Here is a 22,427-nt window from a genome sequence, read left to right on the forward strand (position 1 = left end):
GCTCAGCTGCCGCTCTCGATCTTCTTCTTGAGCGCCTCGAGCCCGGCCTTGTACAGCCCGCTCACGGCCTTTGTTGCAGCTTCGTCGCTCAGCTCCGGCGGCGGATCGTTGTTGGGATAGCCGCGATAGAACGCGCCGGCCCATTCCAGCTTCGCCTTGCCATCAGGCGCCGGTGACACCGTCAGTGTCGAGGAATAGTTCGTCACCGGCAGCACCTTCACGTCGACCTTGGTGATCCGGTACGAATAGCTCTGCATGTCGGGTTCGTATTTGTAGAGCTCCTCCTCGACCGTGGGGCCGCCTGTCAGGGTCAGCGTCCGCGTCGCGCCGATCTCGTTGCCCTTCTGGCCCTCGGTCTTGGTGACGATCGGAAGCCAGCTCATGTCCTGGAAATTGGAGATCGCGGCCCAGACCTTGGCCGGCGGCGCACTGATCTCGATGGATTCCCGCACTTTCTGCCGGGTCGGCCCATGAGCCCACACCGGCTCAAAAGCAGCCACCAGAGCCATCCCCGCCACAGCCAGCGCCGCCACCCCGGCAAGCGCCGTTCCGCTTATCATCCTCATGTCGTTTCCTCGTTCCTCGATTTGCGCGACTTCGGGCGCGCTGCGGTCATCGTAGCGCATTTTTGGACCATGGGGAGACCTGTTCGTGGCACGGCTGTGACGGTGTGGTTGCCGGGCATCTACACCATCCGGTGCGAACGCAAAGCTCTGGCACGACGTGCCGCGAGAACGGAAACTGCCCCAGCCATTCGACGACAGTCTCGTGCCCCGGACGCTGCGCAGCACGAGGTGATCCGCTGCAGAGCCGGGGCCCATCTCACGGCACCTTACGGTTGACCCACTGGGTCCCGGCTCTGCGCCGCAACGCTTACGCGTTGCCGCTTGTCCGGAACACGAGGGTTGAGCGCTGGATTGCTTCGTCGCAAGAGCTCCTCGCAATGACGGCGGAGAGAACGACCGCCGACCGCGCCTATTACTCTGCCAACGTCGCCTCCACGAATCCGCGCGGATCAGCGCAAAACTCACGCATGACGCGGTAGTGATCCGTCTCCTCCACTGTCACGGGCTCGAGGCCATACTTCGTCAGCCGCAGCAGGCGCGCGTTGGGATATGCCATCAGCATCGGCGAATGCGTCGCCATGATGACCTGGCAGTTGCGTGAAGAATCCATGCGATGCATCAGCTTCAGGAACTCCATCTGGCGGGCCGGAGACAGCGCCGATTCCGGTTCGTCGAAGATGAAGATGCCCTGTCTCTGGCATCGCTCCTCGAAGAAGCGCAGAAAGCCCTCGCCGTGGGAGTACGACAGAAAATCGGGCGGCATGTCCGAGACTTCGTCGAGATATCTCGCAACGGAGAAGAAGGTCTCGGCTCGGAAGAACCAGCCGTTGGTAACCTTTGGCACCCAGCCAGCGCGAAGTGCGGTCGACAACTCTCCACCCATGATCTCGCGTGCATTGGAATGATCGACCGCGCGATATCCCTTGCCGCCGCCGGCGTCGTCATATCCGGCAAGTGCTGCAATACCCTCCAGGATGGTCGATTTGCCGGTGCCGTTTTCGCCGACAATGATGGTGATCGCGGTGTCGAAGCTCAGGTCGAATTCTTCGCTGAAGATTGGAAGACAATATGGATATGCTGTCCAGTCGGAGACCAGCGTGCGGTCGAGCCAGACGCGCCGCAGATAGGGAGCAGGCAGCCTGATGTCGCGCTGTCGCCCTCGCATAACAACCCCTCCCTGCCCTAACCGAACACTGCCGTCACGCGAACATATCAGGAACAATCATTGCGAGGAAGTGGTTCGCCGGAGAAGGTTCACTTGTTTACTCCAGCACCTCCAGCACCAGCTCCATGGTCATCAGCACGGGATTGTCGCCGCGGACCAGGCGGCCCTCCGCAACACCTCCGGTGTAGTCGATCAGGGCAACGTCAAGCACGGCTTCGAGCGCCTCTGACGGACCGGGCTCGATTGCGCCGGACGTTATCGCCAGCTCGGTGGCGAACGGCTCGGTGATGCCGCCATGAGTGAAGCGCGCCCCGATGGTCGAGCCGACGCCACCGTGGAGCTTCGCACGCGCAATGCCACGCGCGCGACAAAACGCTTCGAGGCAACCCGCAAAGTCCTGGTTCGGCCGCAGCCGCAGCGCGAAAGCGCGGCGCGTCGTGCGTGCGCCGGTGCTCGCAGCGGCAACCGGCCCGAACAGCTTGAAATTGGTCTCGGGATCAGGCTCGGCCGTGAACATCGCTCCATCGAGACCGAAGGCTTCGACCTCGAACGGCTCGGCCACCATAGTCTCGTCCGGCAGCATGTGGCCGCCGCTCGCCTTGCCGTCAGCCTCGGTCCACAGCCCGTGGCAGTGAAAGAACGGCGCGCCGTCGCGCGTGCCGAGCGTCATGCTGCCGAGCCTCACGCGCGTCACGCCCTCGGGCCGGAACGTATCGCTGTAGAACGCGGCGTTCTCGCCGGTCTTCGACAAGGCCGGCATCACATAGGCGAACGGTCCCAGCGCGCCAGCGCCAAAGTTGAGCACGCCGCCGGCAAACCCCTCCGCGGCAAAACCGCGGCGCGCGGCGTCCAGCAACGGCAGACCGGCTTGAAGCGTGAAGGCGAAGGCACGTCCCCTCGCCTCCACCCATTGAATGCGTTCGGCAACGGGCGAGCCCGGCTGCTTGATGCTCCGCATCGGCCCGGCTCAGCCTGCCTTCGTGCTATCGAGGTCGAGCAGGCCTCGCGCCTCGAGCTCGTCGCGCACCATGCGCTTCGGCACCTTGCCGTAGCCGGATTTCGGCAGCGCCTCCCAGAAAAAGAACCGCTTCGGCATCTTGTAGCGCGGCACCTTCGGGAGGAGGAACGCCGCCATCTCGGCCTCGCTCACGGCCTGCGCGCCTTCGCGCGCGACGCAGACGGCGACGCCGACCTCGCCCCAGGTCGCATCGGGCACGCCCAGCACCGCGACCTCGCCGACGGCGGGATGGGTCAGGATCTTCTCCTCGATCTCGCGCGGATAGATGTTGGAGCCGCCGGAGATGTACATGTCGGAGGCCCGGCCGGTGATGTAGACGAACCCCTCCTCGTCCATATGGCCGAGATCGCCGGTGCGGAACCAGCCGTTGCGGAACGCCTTCGCATTGGCTTCGGGGTTGTCGTAATAGCCCGCGAACACCGCAGGCCCGATCACGCAGATCTCGCCGCTCTGGTTGGCTTTGAGCTCGTGGCCCTCGTCGTCCTGGATCGAGACCTGCATGCCGGTGCGCTCGAAGCCGCAGGTGCCGATCTTCGCGTGCGGGCCGTCTTCGGGATCGTGCAGCGCCGCCGGCAGCACGGTGATGTTGCCGGTGACCTCGCCAAGGCCGAAATACTGCACGATCACCTTGCCGAGCTTCTTCAGCGCCGCCTTCTGGTCCTCGCGATACATCGGTGCGCCCGCATAGATCACCTGGCGCAGCGAGGAATGATCGTATTTGTCGGCAGCGGGATTCTCGACCATCATCTTCAGGATCGTCGGCACCGTGAAGAGATTGCTGACGCGGTGCGTCTCGATCAAGCGGAACGCCTCGTTGATGTCGAATTTCTCGGTCGGCAGCAGCACAGTGCGCGCGCCGCGCGCGGTCTGCATCAGCTGATGCACGCCGGCGCCATGCGACAATGGTGCCACCACCAGCGAGGCATCCTGCTCGGTCGTGCCGGGCGTCAGGTCGGCAAGATGATTGGTCACCACAAAGCCCATCTGGCCGTGGGTCAGCACCGCCGCCTTGGAGCGGCCGGTGGTGCCGGAGGTGAAGAAGAACCAGCAGGGATCGTCGTGCTCGACCGCGACGTTCTCCACGGCAGCACCGGCCTGCGAGGCGATGGCATCGGCCACCGAGCGCTCACCGAACGCAGCCTTGCCGTCGACGCTCCAGGTGAACTCGAGTGCGCCGCCCTTCACCGCCGCGGCATGTTCGGGGAAATCGACGTGGCACAGGAACGCCTTCGCGCCGGAGGCCTCCGCGAGATAGCTGACCTCATCCGGCATCAGGCGGAAATTGGTGGGCACCCAGACCGCGCCGAGCCGGAACGCGGCGAACATCGAGAAGAACATCTCGTCGCCATTCTTGGAATGGACCAGGATGCGGTCGCCCTTGGCAATGCCGCGCGCGGCGAGCGCTGCGGCCAGCGCCGAGACCTGCGCATCGATCTGGTGCCAGGTCCAGGATTTGTCCCCCCAGACGAAGCCGGGGCGCGATCCATGCCGCCGCGCATTCTGGGTCAGCATATAGGCGAGATTCATCACGCGGCGGGACATGCGCAGGGGCTGCATCGGGCTTCCTCTTCGACGACGGGCGGCACGCCGGCCGTCCGCTCATTGCCGCCCATTTATCGCCATCGCCAGCGCCCCTGCAAGGCCGCCGGGTGCACGGCTCCCCTACGGCTGCTTGAACGCAAACGGCGTCGCCGTGATGGCCTTGGTCTTCGAGCAGGCTTGCGGACCAAAGCCGCCGCAGAAGCTGCCATGCAGATCGAAGCGGACGGTGCGCGCGGCGCCGCGCTTCACCGATGGGGCCATGATCTTGTAGCGGAGGACGTAGCCGTCGAACACCTCGCGCATGCTGCCGTCCGGCAGAGTCACCAGGATCTTCATGACGCAGCCGCCGGTTCCGCAATACGTCGTCTCGCGATCACCGCATTTGGTGTCCTGGAAATCGACGATGTAGTCCTCGCGACCGTCACCGGTCAGGTCGACCTTTCGCACCGTATCAGGCGCAAATGTCACCGGGCCACCGTCCTGGCTCGCGCATTCCTCATTGGCAAAGCGCACGGCTTTCTGCACCCCAGGCGGATAGTCGGCCGGATTGAACGGCTTTGCGTCTTCGGCGCGCGCGGCCGAGGCGAACAGAGCCAGCATGATGATGAGACAACGCATGCGCGTTTGTCGTCAGCGCGGTCACAATCGTTCAGGGAATTTTAAACATGATCGGCGCAACGTTCATCAGTTGTCGCGTACAGAGTACCCCATCATGGTCAAAGCGCCGGCCCTTCTCCTATTGTCGCTGGCGCTCGCCGGATGTGCCGTGGGCCCGCAAGCGCAGCTTACGTCCGATCCAGCCTTCAAGCCTGCGCGCTATGCCTGGGATGGCGCCGGCGAGAATCCCAATCAGCCCCGTTCGACCTCGCGTGCGACGCGCACTGCTGCGGCAGCCGAGCGCAACCGATCGCAGGCCGGGCTTGCCCCTTATTCGAAGGAATGGTGGCAGGCACAGGACGGCATCGAGGCCGACCAGGACGCCAGGGTCAACCGCTCCCTGGTCATCTGCCAGGGCTGTCTGCGCCCGCAGCCGCAGCCCGAAGATTCCAGGCTGGCCAAAGCGGGCGATTGAACCGAACAACCTCAACATCGGAAACCTGCCGACCCGACCGCGCGTTACGGCTTGGTGTGCGGCGCTGGCAGCTGGAGGTCGAGACATGAGCGACGTCGTCAACAACAGAGACCATCACCGCTACGAGCTCGCGGTGGACGGCCATCTTGCGACAGAGCACTACAAGCTCGATGGCAAGGTGATCACCTTCGAGCATACGGACGTGCCGAAGGAGCTTGGCGGCAAGGGCATCGGCTCGAAGCTGGTGCAAGGCGCGCTCGACCAGATCCGCGCCGACGGATTGAAGCTGATCCCGCAGTGCCCGTTCGTGAAGGCGTGGATCGAGAAGCACCCGGACTATGCCGATCTCGTGACGCGATAAGACAGGCCCACCGCCGCGACGGCGAACCTGCCGATGTCTTGACCTATTGCCCATGCTTGAGCATGTCCTGGTCGTTCATATCCCAGTCCTGCCACAGCTGGAGTATACCGAGCAGCACCACCGCCGCGCCGAGGCTGGTGTGATAGACGCGGAGGAAGCCGTCACCGGAATAGCCGATCACGTAGGGCGAGGCGATGAGCCACAGTCCGGCCAGGATCGTCGTCACCTCCTGCCAGCGCTGCAAGGCGACATATTCGAGCTGGCTGATGCCAAACACGATCAGACCGATTGCGACCGTGTTCAGGATCACCGTCTGATGTCCGGTGATCATCGGATCCTGGATCGGAAACCACGGCGATGCCACGATCACCGCGCCGAGCAGCATCCCGCACCAGTCTTCCCATGTTCGATGAGTATTCAAGAAACCAAAATCCGACATCGTACCCTCCTTCGAAGAGGCATACGTCTGCGGCTGGCAATCATGACACTCCGAACGTCTAGCGACCCTGCCGGCCGCATTCGGGCGTATGTCCTCTCGAGGACGTGGGAATCGAAGTTCGCCTTGCAAGAGCGACCGCGAGGATTATTTGCAGCCGTCGCATCATGCCTGCATGGCGAGACCTATATATTGCGCTGCGGCGGCAGCAGCGCGTTTGCAGATGCCTCCCTTGCGGCAATCGCCCTTGGTCCCACCTTGGCAAGGGCCGGCTCCGCCTCTTAGATCAGGAAGCAATCTGCAGTTCGGAAGGGTCCCGCATGGCGGCTACAGTACGCGACAACAAGGACAGGAGCCGCTTCGAGCTCGATGTTGGCAGCGAGGTCGCCTTCGCCAATTACCGGCTGACGCCGTCGGCCGTGATCATCACCCACACCGAGACGCCGCGCGCGCTGCGCGGCCGCGGCATCGGCTCCGAGTTGGTCAAGGGCGCGCTGGACCTGATCCGCCGCGACGGCCGGAAGGTGATTGCCGGCTGCGGTTTCGTCGTCGATTATCTCGATAGGCATCCGGAGGATGCGGATCTTGTGGCCTGATCGCAAAAGGGCCCGCGCGATGGCGGGCCCTTACGGTTAAGACCGGGCGACCGGTCAGTGCTTGATCTCCGGCGGCAGCTTGCCGCCATTGGCAGCGAGCTTGGACATCACCTGCTTGTGCAGCCAGACATTCATGCTCGCCGAGTCATTCATGTCGCCGGTGTAGCCCAGCTCCTTGGCGAGATCCTTGCGCGCGGCGAGGCTGGAATCGATATCGAGCGACTTCATGAGGTCGACGATGGAGGTGCGCCACTCCAGCTTCTCGCCCTTGTGCGCAGCCGCCGCCTTGTCGACGATCGCGGCAACATCAACCGCTGCCATCGGGGCGGTGGCCGGCGCCGATGTGCCGGGCGCGCTGCTAGCGGGCGCGCTGCCGGCAGGCGCGGCGCTGGCCGGCTGGCTACCGAAGATCGCGCCCATGATTTTCCCGAAAATGCTCATGTCTGCTCCCCAAAAAGGATCCGTTGGAAGGGCCTTGAGTGGCACTTATAGACGAAGTTACGTCGTGGCGCCCGCGAAGTTCCGCGGACCAGCACGCAGCATCAGCTTATCTGCGGCGAAATGACGGCCGAATGACATCACCGAGGTTGCACTGCGCCATCGAATTTCCCCCAAGCGTGAGGGACAGGACTGGGAATTGGGAGTACGCTCAACCTTCAGCTCGCGATTGCCTTTCCGGAATTCGCGTCTGGTCGGGAATCGCGAGAGTTCGAAGAGAGCGGCCGCTTGCGCCGTTGCCGGCGCGAGATCGACCGCGCGGCAAGGGAGCTAGCGACCATGGCCACACTCTACCAGGGCGATGTCCCCACGGTGGCCCAGCCCGCGGAAGCGGCTGGACCGGTGATCCGGACCATCCAATTGTCCGACCTGCATGATGCGCTGAAGCGCGGCTGGGAGGATTTCAAGGCCGTTCCGAGCCACGCCATCATCCTCTGCGTGATCTATCCGGTGCTCGGCCTCGTGCTCGCCCGCGTGGTGATGGGCTATTCGGTGCTGCCGCTGCTGTTTCCGCTGGCCGCGGGCTTCGCGCTGATCGGCCCCTTCGCGGCACTTGGGCTGTATGAACTCTCCAGCCGGCGCGAACGCCACGAAGAGGCGACCGCCTGGGATGCCATGGAGGTGCTGCGCTCGCCGTCGTTTGCTGCGATGCTCGGCCTCGGCACGCTGCTGCTCGCGCTGTTCGTGACCTGGGTTGCGACCGCGCAGGCGATCTACATCGCGGCGTTCGGTTATGAGGGTGCGACCGGGATCTCGGATTTCATGACGCGCGTTCTGACCACCGAGCAGGGTTGGTGGCTGATCGTGGTCGGCTGCGGCGTTGGCTTCTTGTTCGCGCTCGCCGCGCTCTGCATCAGCGTCGTGTCGTTCCCGCTGATGCTGGACCGTCGTGCCGGCGCGTTCGAAGCGATGACGACGTCGCTGCGCGTCGTCGCGACGAACCCGGTGCCGATGGCGGCCTGGGGCCTGATCGTGGCGGTGCTGCTGGCGCTCGGCACGATCCCGGCCTTCCTCGGCCTTGCCGTGGTGATCCCCCTGCTCGGCCACGCCACCTGGCATCTCTACCGCAAGGTGATCGTCTCCGAACCGGGTGCCCGTCCGGTGCCGCCTCCGCCGCATCGGCAGCGCAAGCCGGCGGCCGACTTCCCCGCCAACCTCTTCCCGTGGCGAAACAACACGGACGCCTGACAATGTCGTGACGTGCGGCCCTGCCCGATTCGGACAGGGCCGCACGCCTTGCTTTGGCCGCGGTTACAACCGAGATTGCGTAGGCCGGTCAGATCACTTCACGGAATCCATTTCATCTGATGACCCCGACGATTTCTCGTCTCGCTCTCGCAGCTTTCGCCCTTTCCGCTTCAATCCTGTCAGCCCAGCCAGCGCTCGCCGCTGTTGCCTGCGGCTCGGGCAATTTCGATGCCTGGCTTGCGGACTTCAAAACCGACGCCGCTGCCAAAGGCATCTCGCAGCAGGCGATCACCGCCGGGCTTGCCGGCGTGACGCTCGATCAGAACGTGCTCAACCGCGACCGCTCGCAGAAGGTTTTCAGCCAGAGCTTCGAAGAGTTTTCGGGCCGCATGGTGCCGCCGCGCCTGCAGCGCGGCTCCAACAGGATGAAGCAGTACGGCTCCGTTTTGTCGCGCATCGAGCAGACCTACGGCGTCCCGGGCGAGATCTTGGTCGCGATCTGGGGTCTGGAGACCGATTTCGGCGTCAACACCGGCACGTTCGCAACGATCCGTTCACTGGCAACGCTGGCTTACGACTGCCGACGCTCCGAGTACTTTCGGGCCGAGCTCTTGGATGCCCTGCGCATCGTTCAGCGCAGTGACCTTGCGCCTGGCGACATGAAGGGCGCCTGGGCCGGCGAGCTCGGCCAGACCCAGTTCATGCCGTCGTCCTGGATGAAATACGCCGTCGATTTCGATGGCAACGGCAAGCGCGATCTCTTGCACAACGCGCCCGACGTGCTCGCCTCCACCGCCAATTATCTCGCCGGTTATGGCTGGCAGCGCGGCAAGGATTGGCAGCCGGGCAGTCCCAACTTCGAGGTGCTCAAGCAGTGGAACAAGAGCGAGGTCTATTCCAAGACCGTCGCCTATTTCGCCGCCCAGCTGGCGCGAGCTCCCTGAACCGATCGGGCAACTGAATGAGGGCCGATCGCCCAGCGACCGGCCCTCTCTGAATTGACGTCTCAACGCTTCTATTTGGCCGCGGAGGCCTGCATCGCCTTGTTCAGATGCGCACCGCACGCACCCATCTTGCCGTTGAGCAGGGAGTCCTGCGCAGCCGCGATCTCCTTCTGCGCGACGAGCTTGCTGTCACCGTCGGCCATGTTCTCGATCGCGGTTTCCGTCTTCTCCAGATTGGCCGAGCTGCAGCCGCCCGCGCTCCGCTTGGCAGCCTCGGCCGGCGGGAGAGCAAACACGACGGCGGCAATCGCGACAGCCCCGAGTAACTTCGTCATGACGTTACCTTCCTTCTTGTCCTTCGCAGACCAGCGACATTGCCGGATTCTGCGACATGACTTTTGCTTGGGCGTGGCAACTTGTCGCAGTAAACTCCTCGCGAGAATTGCGTGAACTTGCGCCGGGCGCAGAGGCGTATGCGCAGGTTCCAGTTTTCATTACGTCACCGTAATGCTCACGCAGAAAGTGAACATATATTCACTCTTACAATCGGAGTCACATGCGAATCGCGCATGCGTGACTTGGGCCAAGACGCTGGCCCGGATTCCTAGCGGACAGGTGAACGCACCATATTTCCGGAAAGTCCAGAATCGCATTTCCTGGCCTAAGTCCGTGTATTCACGGTAATTAATGCTCCACCCGGGGCGTATTGCCCGCTACATGGGCAGGAGCGCCCTCGGGTTAAGCGTCCGTTACCGACGCTATGCATGCAACGCTTAGCTGCATCGCAACATCGGAACTTTCGCACTGCACCACTCCCACCTATATTCATTTCAACGATGAGGCTCGAGCAAGGGCTGAATCGAACTACAGGAGACTACCAATGCTGCTCTCGCTCATCCGCATGATCCAGGCTTTCCGGGACTATCAGCGCAATGTTGCCGAGCTGTCCCAGCTCAGCGATCGCGAACTGGCCGACATCGGCCTCGATCGCTCGGACATCCCGCGCGTTGCCGCCGGCCAGTATCAGGGCTGATATCGTTCAGCCCTTCACCGGACGAACCGATAGCGCCCGCCTCGTGCGGGCGTTGTCGCATCTAGCGGCAGAAAACTCGATCTCGGCGATTCCACTCGTCGCCGAAAAGCGCTACCTGTCCGCCCCATGACAGGACCCCAATCCAACATCGTGCACGTGATCGGCGCCGGCCTTGCCGGTTCCGAAGCCGCTTGGCAGGTGGCCAAGGCCGGCGTGCCCGTGGTGCTGCACGAGATGCGGCCGACCCGCATGACCGAGGCGCATCGCACCGACGGCCTTGCCGAGCTCGTTTGCTCCAATTCGTTCCGTTCGGACGATGCCGCCAACAATGCCGTCGGCCTGCTCCATGCCGAGATGCGCCGGCTCGACTCGCTCATCATGCGCGCCGCCGATGCCAACCAGGTGCCTGCCGGCGGTGCCCTCGCCGTCGACCGCGAGGGCTTCTCGGCGGCCGTCACCAGGGCGCTCAACGACCATCCCTTGATCGAGATCGCCCGCGGCGAGGTCGCCGGCCTGCCTCCGGCCGACTGGCGCAACGTCATCGTCGCGACCGGCCCCCTCACCTCAGCCCCGCTGGCCGATGCCATCCGCGAGCTGACCGACGAGAACGCGCTCGCCTTCTTCGACGCGATCGCACCCATCGTGCATCGCGAATCCATCGACATGTCGGTCGCCTGGTTCCAGTCGCGCTACGACAAGGTCGGCCCCGGCGGCAACGGCGCCGACTACATCAACTGCCCAATGACCAAGGAGCAGTATGACGGCTTCGTCGCCGCGCTGATCGCGGGCGAGAAGACCGAGTTCAAGGAGTGGGAGACCAACACGCCCTATTTCGACGGCTGCCTGCCGATCGAGGTGATGGCGGAGCGCGGCCCCGAGACGCTGCGCCATGGCCCGATGAAGCCGGTCGGCCTGACCAATCCGCACGATCCCACCACGAAAGCCTATGCGATCGTGCAGCTGCGCCAGGACAACAAGCTCGGCACGCTCTACAACATCGTCGGCTTCCAGACGAAGCTGAAATATGGCGAGCAGCAGCGCATCTTCCGCACCATCCCCGGGCTCGAGAAGGCCGAGTTCGCCCGCCTCGGCGGTCTGCATCGCAACACCTTCCTCAACTCGCCCAAGCTGCTCGACGGCCAATTGCGCCTGCGCGCGCAGCCTCGGCTGCGTTTTGCCGGCCAGATGACGGGCTGTGAAGGCTATGTCGAATCCGCCAGCGTCGGCCTGATTGCCGGGCTCTATGCAGCCGCCGACGCGCGCGGCGAAACGCTGGCGAGTCCGCCGGGCACAACGGCGCTGGGATCCCTGCTCGGCCACATCACTGGCGGCCATATCGAGACCATCGAGCCGGGCACGCGCTCGTTCCAACCGATGAACATCAATTTCGGCCTGTTCCCGCCGCTCGCATCCGTGCCGACCAAGAAGCCCGACGGCACGCGGCTGCGCGGCAACGAGAAGACGGTGGCTAAGAAGCAGGCGATGAGCGCACGCGCGCTCGCCGATCTCGATCGCTGGATCGCCGATCACCTGCGCATTGCCGCCGCTGCGTGAGTTTGTCGATGAGCCTCCCCAAAGACGACGCCGCGGCACTCTCGGCGCGCTGGACCGAGGGCGTGCTGCTCAAGCGCGACGTGTTCTCGACGGTCGAGCGCGGCCGCTTCCGCAACGGCAAAGGCGAAGTCGATGCGGTGCTGCGCCGGCTCGATGAAGTGCCGTGGTGGTCATTCGCGCTGGCGCGCCATCTGTTCGCCCGCGAGAAGCATGCGCTCGCGCTCGCCAAAGGCCTCAATGTCGGTCCGGAGCTGCTATGGGCCGGCCGCCGCGCGCTGGTGCGCGGCTTCGTCGACGGCGTCGCGCTGCATCTGGCCAAGCCGCATGGCGACCTCGCCTATTTCCGCTCGGCCAAGGCCGCGCTGCGGCGGCTGCGCCGTGCCGGCATCTGCCACAATGATCTCGCCAAGGAGCAGAACTGGCTGGTCGGCCGCGACGGCCGCGCTTACGTCACCGACTTCCAGCTCGCTGCCTGCTTCGCGCGGCGCGGCCGGCTCTACCGCATCCTGGCCTATGAAGACCTCAGGCATCTGCTCAAGCACAAGCGCTCCTATGCACCCGAGGCGCTGACGCCGCGCGAGCGAAAGATCCTGGCGAAGAAATCATTCGCCGCGAGCCTATGGCTCGCCACGGGCAAGAAGGTCTACCGCGCCATCACCCGCGGCCTGTTCAACTTCACCGACCGAGAAGGCGGCGGCCGCCGCCTGGTGAATGATGCCCCGGTGCTGGCGCAACTGATCCGCAAGAACCCGGCCGTACGCGACACCGCCATCGTCGCCTTCGCCGACCGCCGCTCGGGTGTCGGGCTCTATGCCTTCGTCGAAGCCGATCAGGTCACGCTCGAAGGCGAGCTCCGCAACGAGCTTGCGGCCGCCAAGGGCCCCAAGCCGCCGGAACACATCCAGGTCGTCCACGCGCTGCCCCGCGACTCAGGCGGCAAGCCGCGCACCGAAATCCTGCAACTGGTCGCCATGAACCAGCTCGACCTGATCGAGCCGATGATGAAGAACGACCAGGACCGCGCCTTCCTCAAGGACATCCTCGAGCAGCGCAAGAACCTGCGCGACCGCTTCAATTTCGAGGCGGACCTGCCGGCCGGCTAGAGCGTGATCCGTGCCTTGAAGCGTCCACATTGCCAATAGAGAAGCGGTCAAATAATTCGGGCTTGGCGGGGTCATGGGCACTCGGGGGACTGTGATGCGTTGCTTGGCTGGCGCTCTGACCGCCGGCCTTCTGCTGCTGACCGCCGCCCCCGCGATGGCTGACACTCCGGCCGAACTGATCTCGAATTTCCGTCTCAAGCATGGTGAGGTCCGCGTCGTGCGCGACGCCACGCTGGACCGCATCGCCATGGACCAAGCCCGTGCGATGGCGGCCAAGGACGATCTCAGCCACGATGCGCTCGGCCCGTTCAATCGCCGGGTCGCGCCCGCCGGCGCGGGCCGCGCCGCCGAGAACATCGCCTACGGCTACGACAATTTCGAGAAGACGCTGGGACAGTGGATCGACTCGTCCGGCCACCGCAAGAACCTGTTGCTGCACAACGCCTCCCGCGTCGGCATCGCAAGCGCCAAGACGGCCAGCGGCAAGCGCACCTATTGGGCGATGGTGATCGCCGGCGACTACGAGCCGAAAGGCAAGAAGAAGAAGGACAAGGAGCCGCTGGTTGCCGTGAAGCGGGAGGTCGCGCCCACAAGCAAGCCGAAACCGAGCAATTGTCACGTCAAGCTGCTCGGCCTCTGCATCTGAGGCGAGACCGTCTCAGCCGCGGCGCGCGGCTTCGATCGCGGCGACGTCGATCTTCGTCATCCCCATCATCGCATCGAAGGCGCGCTTGGCCTCCGTGCCACCGGCGGCCAACGCTTCGGTCAGCACCCGCGGCGTGATCTGCCAGGAAACGCCCCACCTGTCCTTGCACCAGCCGCAGGCGCTCTCCTGCCCGCCATTTCCGACGATGGCGTTCCAGTAGCGGTCGGTTTCCGCCTGGTCGTCGGTCGCGATCTGGAACGAGAAGGCTTCGTTGTGCTTGAAGACGGGTCCGCCGTTGAGCCCGAGGCAGGCAACGCCTGCCACGGTGAATTCGACGGTCAGGACATCGCCCGCCTTGCCCGACGGGTAATCGCTGGGCGCGCGATGAACCGCACTCACCGCGCTGTCGGGAAACGTCTCGGCGTAGAAGCGGGCCGCGGCTTCAGCATCCTTGTCGTACCAGAGGCAGATCGTGTTCTTTGCCATTGGGTATTCCCTGTCGTTCCGTGCCAAATTGCGCTTCCGATCAGCATAGGCATCCCGACCGGCATGCTCCAGCCGGAACAGTCATTTGCCCGAGCTTGCTCGCGTGCGTCATTGTGTCTACGAGGAACCTGACGATGGAGGCTCTGACGTGATCGACATCGACCGAATGCGTGCCGACACGCCTGCTGCCTCCCGGCTCGCGTATCTCCACAATGCCGGGGCGGCTCTGATGCCCGCACCCGTCGTCGCGGCGATGAAGGGACATATCGATCTCGAGAGCGAGATCGGCGGCTATGCCGCTGCCGATCACGAGTCCGATCGGCTCGAAGCAATTTACGGTTCAGTGGCCCGGCTCCTGAACGCCGCGCCCGAAGAGATTGCCCTGGTGGAGAACGCGACGGTTGCCTGGCAGATGGCGTTCTACTCGCTTCCATTTCGAGAGGGCGACCGGATCCTGACCGCCGAAGCGGAGTACGCCGCCAACTATGTTGCGTTCCTTCAGGTTGCCCAGCGCACAGGCGCAGTCATCGATGTAGTGCCGAGCGACGCGACGGGCGAACTCGATGTCGGCGCGCTCGAACGCATGATCGACGAGCGCGTGAAGCTGATCGCCATCACCTGGGTTCCGACCAATGGCGGGCTGGTCAATCCCGCGGCGGCTGTCGGCAGGATTGCGCGAGCGCACGGCATTCCTTACCTGCTCGACGCCTGCCAGGCCGTCGGCCAGATGGCGGTCGATGTCGAAACGATCGGTTGCGACATGCTGTCGGCCACGGGACGCAAATTCCTGCGTGGGCCGCGCGGCACGGGCTTTCTCTATGTCCGTCGCGCGCTATTGCAGCAGCTCGAGCCGCCCATGATCGATCATTTCGCGGCTCCCTGGGTTTCGCGAGATTCCTATCAACTGCGCGACGACGCACGCCGCTTCGAGACCTGGGAGAACAACTACGCGGCCCGGCTGGGGCTAGGCGCGGCGGTCGACTATGCCCTCGACATCGGAATGGCCTCGATCGAGCAGCGCTGCCGTGGGCTCGCGGAGCGTCTTCGCACTGGCCTTGCCGCCATCCCCGGCATCACCATTCGTGATCTCGGACGCCGTCCGGGCGCTATCGTCAGCTTCACCGTGGACGGACATGAGGCCGACACCATCGTCAGCAGTGCCGCTGCAGCCGGCATCACGATCGGCGCGTCAGATCCGGAGAGCACCCGCATTGATGCCGAAACGCGCTCGCTACCGCCACTCGTCCGCGCCTCCCCGCATTACTACAACACCGAAGCCGAGATTGATCGCCTCATCGACCACCTCGCAAGCGTCGCACGGCGATGATGGCACGTCAGGTGCAGCGCGCGCTCAATCCGGACGCACTGAGCTTTGCCATGACCTCATCGAGATGCGCGGCATCGCGGGTCTCGATGACGAGTTGCAGCAGCGTCGCCTTCGCCGGCAGGTCCGAGAACGTCCGCTGATGCGAGACCTCGATGATGTTGGCGCCGGCTTCGGCCAATAGCGCTGCCACTGCGGCGAGCTGCCCGGGCCGGTCGGGGATATCGAGCGACAATTGGGTCAGCCGTCCCTCCCGCGCGAGTTCGCGCGTGAGGACGGAGGCGATCAGCCTGGTATCGATGTTGCCGCCGCTCAGCACCAGGCCCACTTTCTGGCCGGCAAAGCGAGATGAATCCGACATCAGCGCGGCAAGGCCCGCGGCGCCGGCGCCCTCGACCACCGTCTTCTCGATCGAGATCAGGGTCGCGACCGCGCGCTCGAGCTCGGCTTCATTGACGAGCGCGATGTCGTCGACGAGACGGCGGATGATTTCGGTGGTGATCTTGCCCGGAGATTTGACCGCGATGCCTTCGGCAAGCGTGTCGCCGCGCGCCGGCAGGTTGCCATCATGGATGGCGTTGTACATCGAGGGATAGAGCCAGGCCTCGACGCCCAATATCCGCACCGAAGGCTTGATCGACTTCGCCGCAATGGCGGTGCCGCTGATCAGCCCACCGCCGCCGATCGGCACGACCAGCGTGTCGAGCTCCGGCACGGCCTTCAGCATCTCCAGCCCGACGGTGCCCTGCCCCGCGATGACGAGCGGATCGTCGTAGGGATGGACGAAGATCATGCCGCGGGCTTCGCCGTGACTGCGCGCGAACGCGGCCGCCTCCTCCAGCGTCGCACCGGTGACCACCACCTCCGCGCCGTGATGCCGGGTGTTCTCGACCTTCACCATGGGCGTGCCCACGGGCATGACGATGGTTGCGGGGATGCCGAGACGCTTGGCGTGATAGGCGACACCCTGCGCATGGTTGCCCGCCGACATCGCGATGACGCCCCGCGCACGCTCCTCGGACGTCAGCGCCGTGAGCCGATTGAGGGCGCCGCGCTCCTTGAACGAGGAGGTGAACTGCAGGTTCTCGAATTTGAGCCAGATGTCGCAGCCGCAGATGCTGCTCAGCGTCCGGCTGTAGCTGCAGGGCGTCTCGACAACGGCACCGTGGATGACCTTGGCGGCGGCGTGAATGTCGCCGGGAGCGACCGCAAGGCCGCTGAGATCGCAGGACGTGATTTGGGACAAGTCGGCCATGGGACAGCATAGAGCATTTGCACGGCCCGGGCGACCAGCCGACCGCTATTTGGTAAATTCCCGGGAACGTGAAGCCCGCCAAAGGGTCCACAGCGTGCGCAGCCGCGAGGCCGGCAGCAGCGCAAACGGATTGCGCCCCGCCCGCGACAGGCGCTTGAGTTCGGCCCGCACCTGGCTCAGCGGCAGGAACGCGGGGCGCATTGAGGGCGGCACGTCCGGCAGCAGCGACAGCGCCGTCGTCAAATGCTGCTGTGCCTCAGCCGCAAGCTGTTCCAGCGCCGCACGCACGGCTGGCGTCTCCTTGCCGACGAACACATCCTCCATGTTGCAGTCGTGGTTCGCCAGCACCTGCTGCGGCACGAACAATTGCCGGTGCGCGGCATCGCGCGGCAGATTGGCGATGACCTGAACGATGCCCTGCGCCAGTCCGGCATGGCGGGCGAGATGCTCGACTGCTGCCGATGGCGGTGCCAGGACCTGTGCCGCGAGACCGAACAGCGCCGAAGAAGTCGCAGCCAGATAGCCCTCCAGCGCCGCCATGGTCGGCATCGGATCGTTGTAGAGATCGAACTGGTGCTCGTCGGCGAGCAGCGACAGCGGTTCGACCGGCAGGTCATAATCGCGGATGGCGCGAAGCAGCTCGGCCGCGACCGGATTGCCCTCGGCGCTGCCGTGAACCTGCCCCGACAGCATGTCGGTCCACCATTGCAGGCGAATCTCGCCGGGCAAGGGCTGGCTCACCTGGTCGCGGACGCGCACGATCTCGACATTGAAGGCATAGAGCGCCAGTAGCGCGCGGCGCTCGGCGGCAGGCACGAACAGTGTCGCGACATAGCGCGGGAAGTCGTGGCTGCGCACCAGATCGGCGCAGAAAGCAGCCGAGTCGGGCGCCTGCGCGGTGCTGCTCATGGTACCGCGATCAGCGCAGCCGCGACGCGCCGCCGCTCGCCGATCATGATGTTATAGGTGCGCACGGCAGGGCCGGTCTGCATCGTGTCCAGCACCACCCTCACCGCCTTGAGAGCCTGGCGCAGCTCCGGCGGCGGCAGCCAGAGCCCGGTTCCAGTGCCGACCAGAAGGGTGTCGATGCCGTTGGCAGCCGCGAACACCCGGTCCAGCGAGTAGCGGTCGATCTTCGCGGGATCGTTCACGTCCCAGGCCCAGATCGCATCCGGCAAGCACAACAGCGATCCCCGATGCGACATGCCGGCAAAGGCGAAGCCGCCTTTGCCATAGGCCTCGATCGGCGCCGAGCGCGGGAAATGCGGTGCGTTGGGATCGCCGGCCATGAGCTTCGTCCGAATGGGCTTACTGCCCTCGCAAACGTTTGCGAGGGCATGCGGTTCGGATCATGCCTTGCTTTTCTTCGCCGGCGTATCCGTGTCGGGCGCGTCTTCGCGATGCTCGCCGACGCCGAGATAGATCAGGATCGGCGCCGCAATGAAGATCGAGGTATAGGTGCCAACCAGCACCACGCCGAACATCATCACCGCGGTGAAGCTGTGGATGGCGTGACCGCCGAACAGCAGCAGCGCGAGCAGGGCCAGCGTGACCGTGACGTGGGTGATGATCGAGCGCGACAGCGTCGAGTTGATGGACTCGTTGAGCAGCTGCGGCATCGGCATCTTCTTGTAGCGCCGCAGCATTTCGCGGATGCGATCGTAGATGACGACGGTGTCGTTGAGCGAATAGCCGAGAATGGTCAGAAGCGCGGCGATGCTGGTCAGGTCGAAATCGACCTGGCTGATCGACATGAAGCCGATGGTCAACACGATGTCGTGCACGTTGGCGATCATGGCGCCCAGGGCGAACTGCCATTCGAACCGGAACCAGAGATAGATCAGGATTCCGATGATCGCGAACATCAGGCCGAGCATGCCGAAGGCCAGCAATTCGCCGGAGACGCGCGGGCCGACCACCTCGACGCGGCGATATTCGACGGAATCGCCAAGCGCGGTGCGAACCTTCTGCACGGCTTCCTGCTGGGCGGCGTCGCCACCCGGCTGCTCCGCGACGCGGATCAGGACGTTCTCGGCATCGCCGATTTGCTGAATCTGGACTTCGCCCAGGCGCAGGCCATCCAGCGTCGTGCGCATCACCGCAATGTCGGCGGGGCCCGACTTCGACCTGACCTCCAGCAGCGTGCCGCCGCGAAAATCGATGCCGAAATTCAGCCCATGGGTGAAGAACAGCACGATTGCGACGATCGACAACGCGGCCGAGATCGGAAAGCTGATGCGGCGGAAACGCGTGAAGTCGAAATGCGTATCGTCGGGGACGATGCGCAGCGACGGCAGCCAGCCAAACGCCGCGACCACGGTGAGAATGGCAATGAGGACGCCGAGCCCGATGAGAACGGTCTGAGTCACGATCAGGCTCCTAGATCGGCACGCTCTGCGGCCGCTTCCACCGCACCCACCAGGCGACGATCAGCCGGGTCAGGGTGAAGGCGGTGAACACCGTGGTGATGATGCCGATGCCGAGCGTCACGGCAAAACCGCGCACCGGGCCGGTGCCGATGTAGAACAGCACCGCGGCAGCGATGAAGGTGGTGATGTTGGAATCGAGGATGGTCGCGAGCGCCCGCTTGAAGCCGGCGTCGATCGCCGAGATGGCGTTGCGGCCGCCCCGCAATTCCTCGCGGATGCGCTCGTAGATCAGCACGTTGGAATCGACCGCGATGCCGACGGTGAGCACGATGCCGGCGATGCCCGGCAGCGTCAGCGTGGCGTTGAGCAGCGACAACAGGCCGAAGATCATGGCGACGTTGATGGCCACGGCAATGTTGGCGAACACGCCGAAGAGCCGATAGGTCACCAGCATGAAGATGATGACCAGGATCGAGCCGACGTAAGCCGCAAGCTCGCCCTTCTCGATCGAGTCCTGGCCGAGACCCGGGCCGACGGTGCGCTCCTCGACCACGGTCAGCGGCGCGGGCAGCGCGCCGGCGCGCAAAAGAATCGCGAGATCGTTGGCCGATTGCACAGTGAAATTGCCGGAGATCTGACCCTGGCCGCCTGTGATGGGCTCCCGGATGACGGGCGCCGAGATCACCTTGTTGTCGAGCACGATGGCGAACGGCAGTCCCACGTTCTCCTGTGTGGCCTGCGCGAATTTGCGGGCGCCCGAGGTATTGAACTTGAAGCTGACGACCGGCTCGCCCGTGCGCTGGTCGAAACTTGCCTGGGCGTCGGTCAGATCACCGCCGGCCACCAGCACCTGCTTCTTGACCACGTAGGGTGTCGGCGGTGGCGAGGCACTCATCAAGAGCTCGGATTCCGGCGGCACCCTGCCCTGCTGCGCCTGATCCGGCGGCACGGAGGCGTCGACCATGCGGAATTCCATCTTCGCGGTCTTGCCCAGCAGCTCCTTCAGCCGGGTCGGGTCCTGGAGACCGGGCACCTGCACCAGGATGCGGTCGTTGCCCTGGCGCTGGATCACCGGCTCGACGGTGCCGAGCTCGTTGACGCGGCGCTCGACGATCTGGATCGATTGCTCGATGGTCTTGCGCAGGCGATCGAGTATCGCGGCCTGCGGGACGCTCAGACGGATCACCCCGCCGCCGGCATCGGTTACCTCGAGGTCGCGCTGACCGCTGGATCCCATGAGGCCGCCCAGCGGCTGGGACAGCTCCCGCAGCTTGGCGAGCGCGGACTGCGCATCGGATTCCTTGGTGATGCGGACTTCGACGGCGTCGTTGCGCACGGTCACGCCGCCGGTGAAGCCGATCTTGGCGTCGCGCAGCGTCCGGCGGACGTCGTCGCGGACCTGGTCGAGCCTCTCCTTCTTCACGTAGTTGGAATCGACCTCGAGCAGCAGATAGGAGCCGCCCTGGAGATCGAGGCCGAGCACCAGCCTGCGCTGCGCCCAGGCGGGCCAGGACTTGACCTGCGCCTCGGGGAAGAAATTGGGGACCGCGCAGAGGCACACGATCAGCGCCGTCAGGATGATCCCCAGCGCCTTCCACCGCGTGAAATACAACATCGACTGGACCTGTCAGATCAGGAGATTGGAGATGCTCGCGGAAGCGCTCACTTCGACGCGGCGTCGTCCTTGGTGTTTTCCTTGCTATCCTTGGATTCCTTGGCCGGCTCGCCCTTGGCGCGCACGCCGGAGATCATCTGGCGCATCTGCCGCACGCGCACGCCGTCGGAAATCTCGAACTCGATCTGATCGTCGTCGACGACCTTGGTGACCTTGCCGACGAGGCCGCCCGAGGTCACGACGGTGTCGCCGCGGCGGATGTTCTTCACGAGGTCGGCGTGATCGCGGACCTTCTTCTGCTGCGGACGCAGAATCAGGAAGTACATGATCACGAAGATCAGGGCGAACGGCAGCAGCGACATCAACATGCTGTTGGTGTCGCCGGCGGCCGCAGCCTGGGCATACGCAGGGGTAATCAGCATTCGGACGATCCTCGTGAGAACGGGGGGAAGCCGGTCAGGCCTTCAAAGGCGACCGGTTCGGTCAAATTCGCGCGGACTATAGCGGCCATTGCCCCAATTGCAACGCTGCCAGACCGCCCTTTTGGCCACCTTGCGGCGCGCCGTCAGGCCCGATAAGGCTGCGTTCTCAGGAACTTCGGACATGCCCAAAAAAGCAAGCAAAAGCCCGGTCGGCAAAGGCCCCAGCACCCCTGCCCGCAAGCCCGCCCGCGTCGCGGCAAAACGCCCCACGATGGCCTCCAAGGCAAACTTCGAGGCAGCCCCGAACCTCTCGCAGGAGCGCATCGTGCGCGCGCTGGAGACCATCGCGGCGCACCTCTCGGCTCGGGGCAAGCCGGCGGTCGAGACCGAGTCGTTCGAGCGGGCGGATGCCTATGTCTGGCACCCTGACGGCCGCCTTGCCGCCGTGCCGCGGGTGAGCCGCGTCGAGTTGTTCCTGCTGAAGGGCGTCGACCGGATGCGCGACATCCTGATGGAGAACACCGAGCGCTTCGCCAATGGCTTGCCCGCCAACAACGCCCTGCTCTGGGGTGCGCGCGGCATGGGCAAGTCGTCGCTGGTGAAGGCCGCGCATGCCAGCATCAACGCCCAGCGCAAGCCGGCCGACAGGCTGAAGTTGATCGAGATCCACCGCGAGGACATCGAAACGCTTCCGATGCTGATGGAGAAGCTTCGCGACGCCAGCTTCCACTTCATCGTGTTCATCGACGACCTCTCCTTCGACGGCAACGATGCGTCGTACAAGTCGCTCAAAGCCGTGCTCGAAGGCGGCATCGAGGGCCGGCCCGAGAACGTCATCCTCTATGCCACCTCCAACCGCCGCCATCTGCTGGCGCGCGACATGATCGAGAACGAGCGTTCGACCGCGATCAATCCCGGCGAAGCGGTCGAAGAGAAGGTCTCGCTGTCGGATCGCTTCGGCCTCTGGCTCGGCTTCCACCGTTGCAGCCAAGACGAATATCTCGCCATGGTGCGCGGCTATTGCGGCCATTTCGGCATTGAGGTCGACGACGAGGCGCTGGAGCGCGAGGCGCTGGAATGGTCGACCACGCGCGGCTCGCGCTCGGGCCGCGTAGCATGGCAGTTCGTGCAGGAGCTGGCGGGCCGGCTCGGCGTGAAGCTCGCGGGGAAATAGCGGCTGTTAGCCCAAAACGAGATCGCCCGCTTTCGCGGGCGATAACCTGTGTTTCTTATG

The 22,427-nt window shown here is 64.6% G+C and carries 26 protein-coding genes; 11 read left to right on the plus strand and 15 right to left on the minus strand.

What is annotated here, in order from left to right:
• Positions 1-2 precede the first annotated feature (2 nt).
• From BCCGELA001_RS20055 to BCCGELA001_RS20075, 5 genes are all read right to left on the minus strand, one after another.
• Positions 3-566 (minus strand): SRPBCC family protein, encoded by a 564-nt coding sequence (locus BCCGELA001_RS20055; protein WP_060737743.1) that lies wholly within the window; start codon positions 564-566, stop codon positions 3-5.
• Positions 567-978: 412 nt separating this feature from the next.
• Positions 979-1,731, minus strand: a complete 753-nt coding sequence (locus BCCGELA001_RS20060; protein ID WP_008563998.1) for an AAA family ATPase — start codon at positions 1,729-1,731, stop codon at positions 979-981.
• 97 nt (positions 1,732-1,828) lie between these two features.
• Positions 1,829-2,689 (minus strand): PCC domain-containing protein, encoded by an 861-nt coding sequence (locus BCCGELA001_RS20065; protein WP_008564001.1) that lies wholly within the window; start codon positions 2,687-2,689, stop codon positions 1,829-1,831.
• Between the two features lie 9 nt (positions 2,690-2,698).
• A complete protein-coding gene (locus tag BCCGELA001_RS20070) occupies positions 2,699-4,306 on the minus strand; it encodes an acyl-CoA synthetase (protein ID WP_060736135.1) in 1,608 nt (535 codons plus the stop codon).
• Between the two features lie 105 nt (positions 4,307-4,411).
• A complete protein-coding gene (locus tag BCCGELA001_RS20075) occupies positions 4,412-4,909 on the minus strand; it encodes a hypothetical protein (protein WP_060736136.1) in 498 nt (165 codons plus the stop codon).
• A gap of 94 nt (positions 4,910-5,003) precedes the next feature.
• Between BCCGELA001_RS20075 and BCCGELA001_RS20080 the strand changes: the two genes are divergently transcribed.
• Positions 5,004-5,363, plus strand: coding sequence for a hypothetical protein (locus tag BCCGELA001_RS20080; protein WP_008566875.1), 360 nt, complete (start codon positions 5,004-5,006; stop codon positions 5,361-5,363).
• A gap of 85 nt (positions 5,364-5,448) precedes the next feature.
• Positions 5,449-5,724, plus strand: a complete 276-nt coding sequence (locus tag BCCGELA001_RS20085) for a GNAT family N-acetyltransferase (RefSeq protein WP_060736137.1) — start codon at positions 5,449-5,451, stop codon at positions 5,722-5,724.
• A gap of 43 nt (positions 5,725-5,767) precedes the next feature.
• Here BCCGELA001_RS20085 and BCCGELA001_RS20090 read toward each other — a convergent pair whose 3' ends face one another.
• A complete protein-coding gene (locus BCCGELA001_RS20090) occupies positions 5,768-6,163 on the minus strand; it encodes an SPW repeat protein (protein WP_060736138.1) in 396 nt (131 codons plus the stop codon).
• 317 nt (positions 6,164-6,480) lie between these two features.
• Here BCCGELA001_RS20090 and BCCGELA001_RS20095 point away from each other — a divergent pair, with 317 nt between their 5' ends.
• Positions 6,481-6,756 carry a GNAT family N-acetyltransferase gene (locus tag BCCGELA001_RS20095; protein ID WP_060736139.1) on the plus strand — a complete coding sequence of 92 codons (276 nt, stop codon included), beginning with the start codon at positions 6,481-6,483 and terminating at the stop codon, positions 6,754-6,756.
• A gap of 54 nt (positions 6,757-6,810) precedes the next feature.
• On the opposite strand, the gene BCCGELA001_RS20100 is transcribed toward BCCGELA001_RS20095, so the two are convergent.
• Entirely contained in the window at positions 6,811-7,197 is a 387-nt protein-coding gene (locus tag BCCGELA001_RS20100; RefSeq protein ID WP_060736140.1) for a DUF3597 domain-containing protein, read from the minus strand.
• A gap of 336 nt (positions 7,198-7,533) precedes the next feature.
• Between BCCGELA001_RS20100 and BCCGELA001_RS20105 the strand changes: the two genes are divergently transcribed.
• Positions 7,534-8,442 carry a DUF2189 domain-containing protein gene (locus tag BCCGELA001_RS20105; protein WP_008547114.1) on the plus strand — a complete coding sequence of 303 codons (909 nt, stop codon included), beginning with the start codon at positions 7,534-7,536 and terminating at the stop codon, positions 8,440-8,442.
• Positions 8,443-8,561: 119 nt separating this feature from the next.
• Positions 8,562-9,386, plus strand: coding sequence for a lytic murein transglycosylase (locus BCCGELA001_RS20110; protein WP_060736141.1), 825 nt, complete (start codon positions 8,562-8,564; stop codon positions 9,384-9,386).
• Between the two features lie 71 nt (positions 9,387-9,457).
• Here the strand turns inward: BCCGELA001_RS20110 and BCCGELA001_RS20115 are convergent, their stop codons facing one another.
• Positions 9,458-9,721: a hypothetical protein gene (locus BCCGELA001_RS20115; protein ID WP_008547129.1), complete on the minus strand. Its 264-nt coding sequence runs from the start codon at positions 9,719-9,721 to the stop codon at positions 9,458-9,460.
• Positions 9,722-10,266: 545 nt separating this feature from the next.
• Here BCCGELA001_RS20115 and BCCGELA001_RS36060 point away from each other — a divergent pair.
• The 4 genes from BCCGELA001_RS36060 (at position 10,267) to BCCGELA001_RS20130 (ending at position 13,722) form a co-directional block, all read left to right on the plus strand.
• The gene (locus BCCGELA001_RS36060; protein WP_007590701.1) at positions 10,267-10,419 is read left to right on the plus strand and encodes a DUF1127 domain-containing protein; all 153 of its coding nucleotides are present in this window, start codon (positions 10,267-10,269) and stop codon (positions 10,417-10,419) included.
• Positions 10,420-10,545: 126 nt separating this feature from the next.
• Positions 10,546-11,973 carry a methylenetetrahydrofolate--tRNA-(uracil(54)-C(5))-methyltransferase (FADH(2)-oxidizing) TrmFO gene (gene trmFO, locus BCCGELA001_RS20120; RefSeq protein ID WP_060736142.1) on the plus strand — a complete coding sequence of 476 codons (1,428 nt, stop codon included), beginning with the start codon at positions 10,546-10,548 and terminating at the stop codon, positions 11,971-11,973.
• Positions 11,974-11,981: 8 nt separating this feature from the next.
• On the plus strand, positions 11,982-13,076 hold the full coding sequence (locus tag BCCGELA001_RS20125; RefSeq protein ID WP_060737744.1) for a serine/threonine protein kinase: 1,095 nt from the start codon (positions 11,982-11,984) through the stop codon (positions 13,074-13,076).
• A gap of 73 nt (positions 13,077-13,149) precedes the next feature.
• A complete protein-coding gene (locus tag BCCGELA001_RS20130; RefSeq protein ID WP_144441382.1) occupies positions 13,150-13,722 on the plus strand; it encodes a CAP domain-containing protein in 573 nt (190 codons plus the stop codon).
• 12 nt (positions 13,723-13,734) lie between these two features.
• Here BCCGELA001_RS20130 and BCCGELA001_RS20135 read toward each other — a convergent pair whose 3' ends face one another.
• Positions 13,735-14,208, minus strand: coding sequence for a VOC family protein (locus BCCGELA001_RS20135; RefSeq protein ID WP_008547150.1), 474 nt, complete (start codon positions 14,206-14,208; stop codon positions 13,735-13,737).
• Between the two features lie 148 nt (positions 14,209-14,356).
• Here BCCGELA001_RS20135 and BCCGELA001_RS20140 point away from each other — a divergent pair, with 148 nt between their 5' ends.
• Positions 14,357-15,535 (plus strand): aminotransferase class V-fold PLP-dependent enzyme, encoded by a 1,179-nt coding sequence (locus tag BCCGELA001_RS20140; protein WP_060736143.1) that lies wholly within the window; start codon positions 14,357-14,359, stop codon positions 15,533-15,535.
• Positions 15,536-15,542: 7 nt separating this feature from the next.
• On the opposite strand, the gene BCCGELA001_RS20145 is transcribed toward BCCGELA001_RS20140, so the two are convergent.
• Genes BCCGELA001_RS20145 through yajC form a run of 6 tightly spaced genes read right to left on the minus strand, consistent with a single transcriptional unit; the run spans position 15,543 to position 21,193 of the window.
• Complete coding sequence (locus tag BCCGELA001_RS20145) at positions 15,543-16,787, minus strand: threonine ammonia-lyase (RefSeq protein WP_008547165.1); 1,245 nt, start codon at positions 16,785-16,787, stop codon at positions 15,543-15,545.
• A gap of 45 nt (positions 16,788-16,832) precedes the next feature.
• Positions 16,833-17,696, minus strand: coding sequence for a phytoene/squalene synthase family protein (locus tag BCCGELA001_RS20150; RefSeq protein WP_060736144.1), 864 nt, complete (start codon positions 17,694-17,696; stop codon positions 16,833-16,835).
• Entirely contained in the window at positions 17,693-18,076 is a 384-nt protein-coding gene (locus tag BCCGELA001_RS20155) for an Mth938-like domain-containing protein (RefSeq protein WP_008547177.1), read from the minus strand. Before BCCGELA001_RS20155 ends, BCCGELA001_RS20150 begins: the two co-directional genes overlap by 4 nt.
• A 60-nt stretch (positions 18,077-18,136) precedes the next feature.
• Positions 18,137-19,156: a protein translocase subunit SecF gene (gene secF / locus BCCGELA001_RS20160; protein ID WP_008547179.1), complete on the minus strand. Its 1,020-nt coding sequence runs from the start codon at positions 19,154-19,156 to the stop codon at positions 18,137-18,139.
• A 10-nt stretch (positions 19,157-19,166) separates the two neighbouring features.
• Complete coding sequence (secD, locus tag BCCGELA001_RS20165) at positions 19,167-20,771, minus strand: protein translocase subunit SecD (RefSeq protein ID WP_008547181.1); 1,605 nt, start codon at positions 20,769-20,771, stop codon at positions 19,167-19,169.
• A 47-nt stretch (positions 20,772-20,818) separates the two neighbouring features.
• Positions 20,819-21,193, minus strand: a complete 375-nt coding sequence (gene yajC / locus BCCGELA001_RS20170; protein WP_008547182.1) for a preprotein translocase subunit YajC — start codon at positions 21,191-21,193, stop codon at positions 20,819-20,821.
• Between the two features lie 181 nt (positions 21,194-21,374).
• Here yajC and BCCGELA001_RS20175 point away from each other — a divergent pair, with 181 nt between their 5' ends.
• Positions 21,375-22,367 (plus strand): ATP-binding protein, encoded by a 993-nt coding sequence (locus BCCGELA001_RS20175; RefSeq protein ID WP_008547184.1) that lies wholly within the window; start codon positions 21,375-21,377, stop codon positions 22,365-22,367.
• Positions 22,368-22,427 lie beyond the last annotated feature (60 nt).

The sequence above is a fragment of the Bradyrhizobium sp. CCGE-LA001 genome, assembly GCF_000296215.2.
In the GTDB taxonomy this organism is placed as follows: Bacteria; Pseudomonadota; Alphaproteobacteria; order Rhizobiales; family Xanthobacteraceae; genus Bradyrhizobium.

Bases quoted from the DNA above. Each gene is read 5' to 3' on its own strand.
- BCCGELA001_RS20055 (WP_060737743.1), bottom strand. From the start codon at position 566: ATGAGGATGATAAGCGGAACGGCGCTTGCCGGGGTGGCGGCGCTGGCT.
- BCCGELA001_RS20060 (WP_008563998.1), bottom strand. From the start codon at position 1,731: ATGCGAGGGCGACAGCGCGACATCAGGCTGCCTGCTCCCTATCTGCGG.
- BCCGELA001_RS20065 (WP_008564001.1), bottom strand. From the start codon at position 2,689: ATGCGGAGCATCAAGCAGCCGGGCTCGCCCGTTGCCGAACGCATTCAA.
- BCCGELA001_RS20070 (WP_060736135.1), bottom strand. From the start codon at position 4,306: ATGCAGCCCCTGCGCATGTCCCGCCGCGTGATGAATCTCGCCTATATG.
- BCCGELA001_RS20075 (WP_060736136.1), bottom strand. From the start codon at position 4,909: ATGCGTTGTCTCATCATCATGCTGGCTCTGTTCGCCTCGGCCGCGCGC.
- BCCGELA001_RS20080 (WP_008566875.1), top strand. From the start codon at position 5,004: ATGGTCAAAGCGCCGGCCCTTCTCCTATTGTCGCTGGCGCTCGCCGGA.
- BCCGELA001_RS20085 (WP_060736137.1), top strand. From the start codon at position 5,449: ATGAGCGACGTCGTCAACAACAGAGACCATCACCGCTACGAGCTCGCG.
- BCCGELA001_RS20090 (WP_060736138.1), bottom strand. From the start codon at position 6,163: ATGTCGGATTTTGGTTTCTTGAATACTCATCGAACATGGGAAGACTGG.
- BCCGELA001_RS20095 (WP_060736139.1), top strand. From the start codon at position 6,481: ATGGCGGCTACAGTACGCGACAACAAGGACAGGAGCCGCTTCGAGCTC.
- BCCGELA001_RS20100 (WP_060736140.1), bottom strand. From the start codon at position 7,197: ATGAGCATTTTCGGGAAAATCATGGGCGCGATCTTCGGTAGCCAGCCG.
- BCCGELA001_RS20105 (WP_008547114.1), top strand. From the start codon at position 7,534: ATGGCCACACTCTACCAGGGCGATGTCCCCACGGTGGCCCAGCCCGCG.
- BCCGELA001_RS20110 (WP_060736141.1), top strand. From the start codon at position 8,562: ATGACCCCGACGATTTCTCGTCTCGCTCTCGCAGCTTTCGCCCTTTCC.
- BCCGELA001_RS20115 (WP_008547129.1), bottom strand. From the start codon at position 9,721: ATGACGAAGTTACTCGGGGCTGTCGCGATTGCCGCCGTCGTGTTTGCT.
- BCCGELA001_RS36060 (WP_007590701.1), top strand. From the start codon at position 10,267: ATGCTGCTCTCGCTCATCCGCATGATCCAGGCTTTCCGGGACTATCAG.
- trmFO (WP_060736142.1), top strand. From the start codon at position 10,546: ATGACAGGACCCCAATCCAACATCGTGCACGTGATCGGCGCCGGCCTT.
- BCCGELA001_RS20125 (WP_060737744.1), top strand. From the start codon at position 11,982: ATGAGCCTCCCCAAAGACGACGCCGCGGCACTCTCGGCGCGCTGGACC.
- BCCGELA001_RS20130 (WP_144441382.1), top strand. From the start codon at position 13,150: ATGGGCACTCGGGGGACTGTGATGCGTTGCTTGGCTGGCGCTCTGACC.
- BCCGELA001_RS20135 (WP_008547150.1), bottom strand. From the start codon at position 14,208: ATGGCAAAGAACACGATCTGCCTCTGGTACGACAAGGATGCTGAAGCC.
- BCCGELA001_RS20145 (WP_008547165.1), bottom strand. From the start codon at position 16,787: ATGGCCGACTTGTCCCAAATCACGTCCTGCGATCTCAGCGGCCTTGCG.
- BCCGELA001_RS20150 (WP_060736144.1), bottom strand. From the start codon at position 17,696: ATGAGCAGCACCGCGCAGGCGCCCGACTCGGCTGCTTTCTGCGCCGAT.
- BCCGELA001_RS20155 (WP_008547177.1), bottom strand. From the start codon at position 18,076: ATGGCCGGCGATCCCAACGCACCGCATTTCCCGCGCTCGGCGCCGATC.
- secD (WP_008547181.1), bottom strand. From the start codon at position 20,771: ATGTTGTATTTCACGCGGTGGAAGGCGCTGGGGATCATCCTGACGGCG.
- yajC (WP_008547182.1), bottom strand. From the start codon at position 21,193: ATGCTGATTACCCCTGCGTATGCCCAGGCTGCGGCCGCCGGCGACACC.
- BCCGELA001_RS20175 (WP_008547184.1), top strand. From the start codon at position 21,375: ATGCCCAAAAAAGCAAGCAAAAGCCCGGTCGGCAAAGGCCCCAGCACC.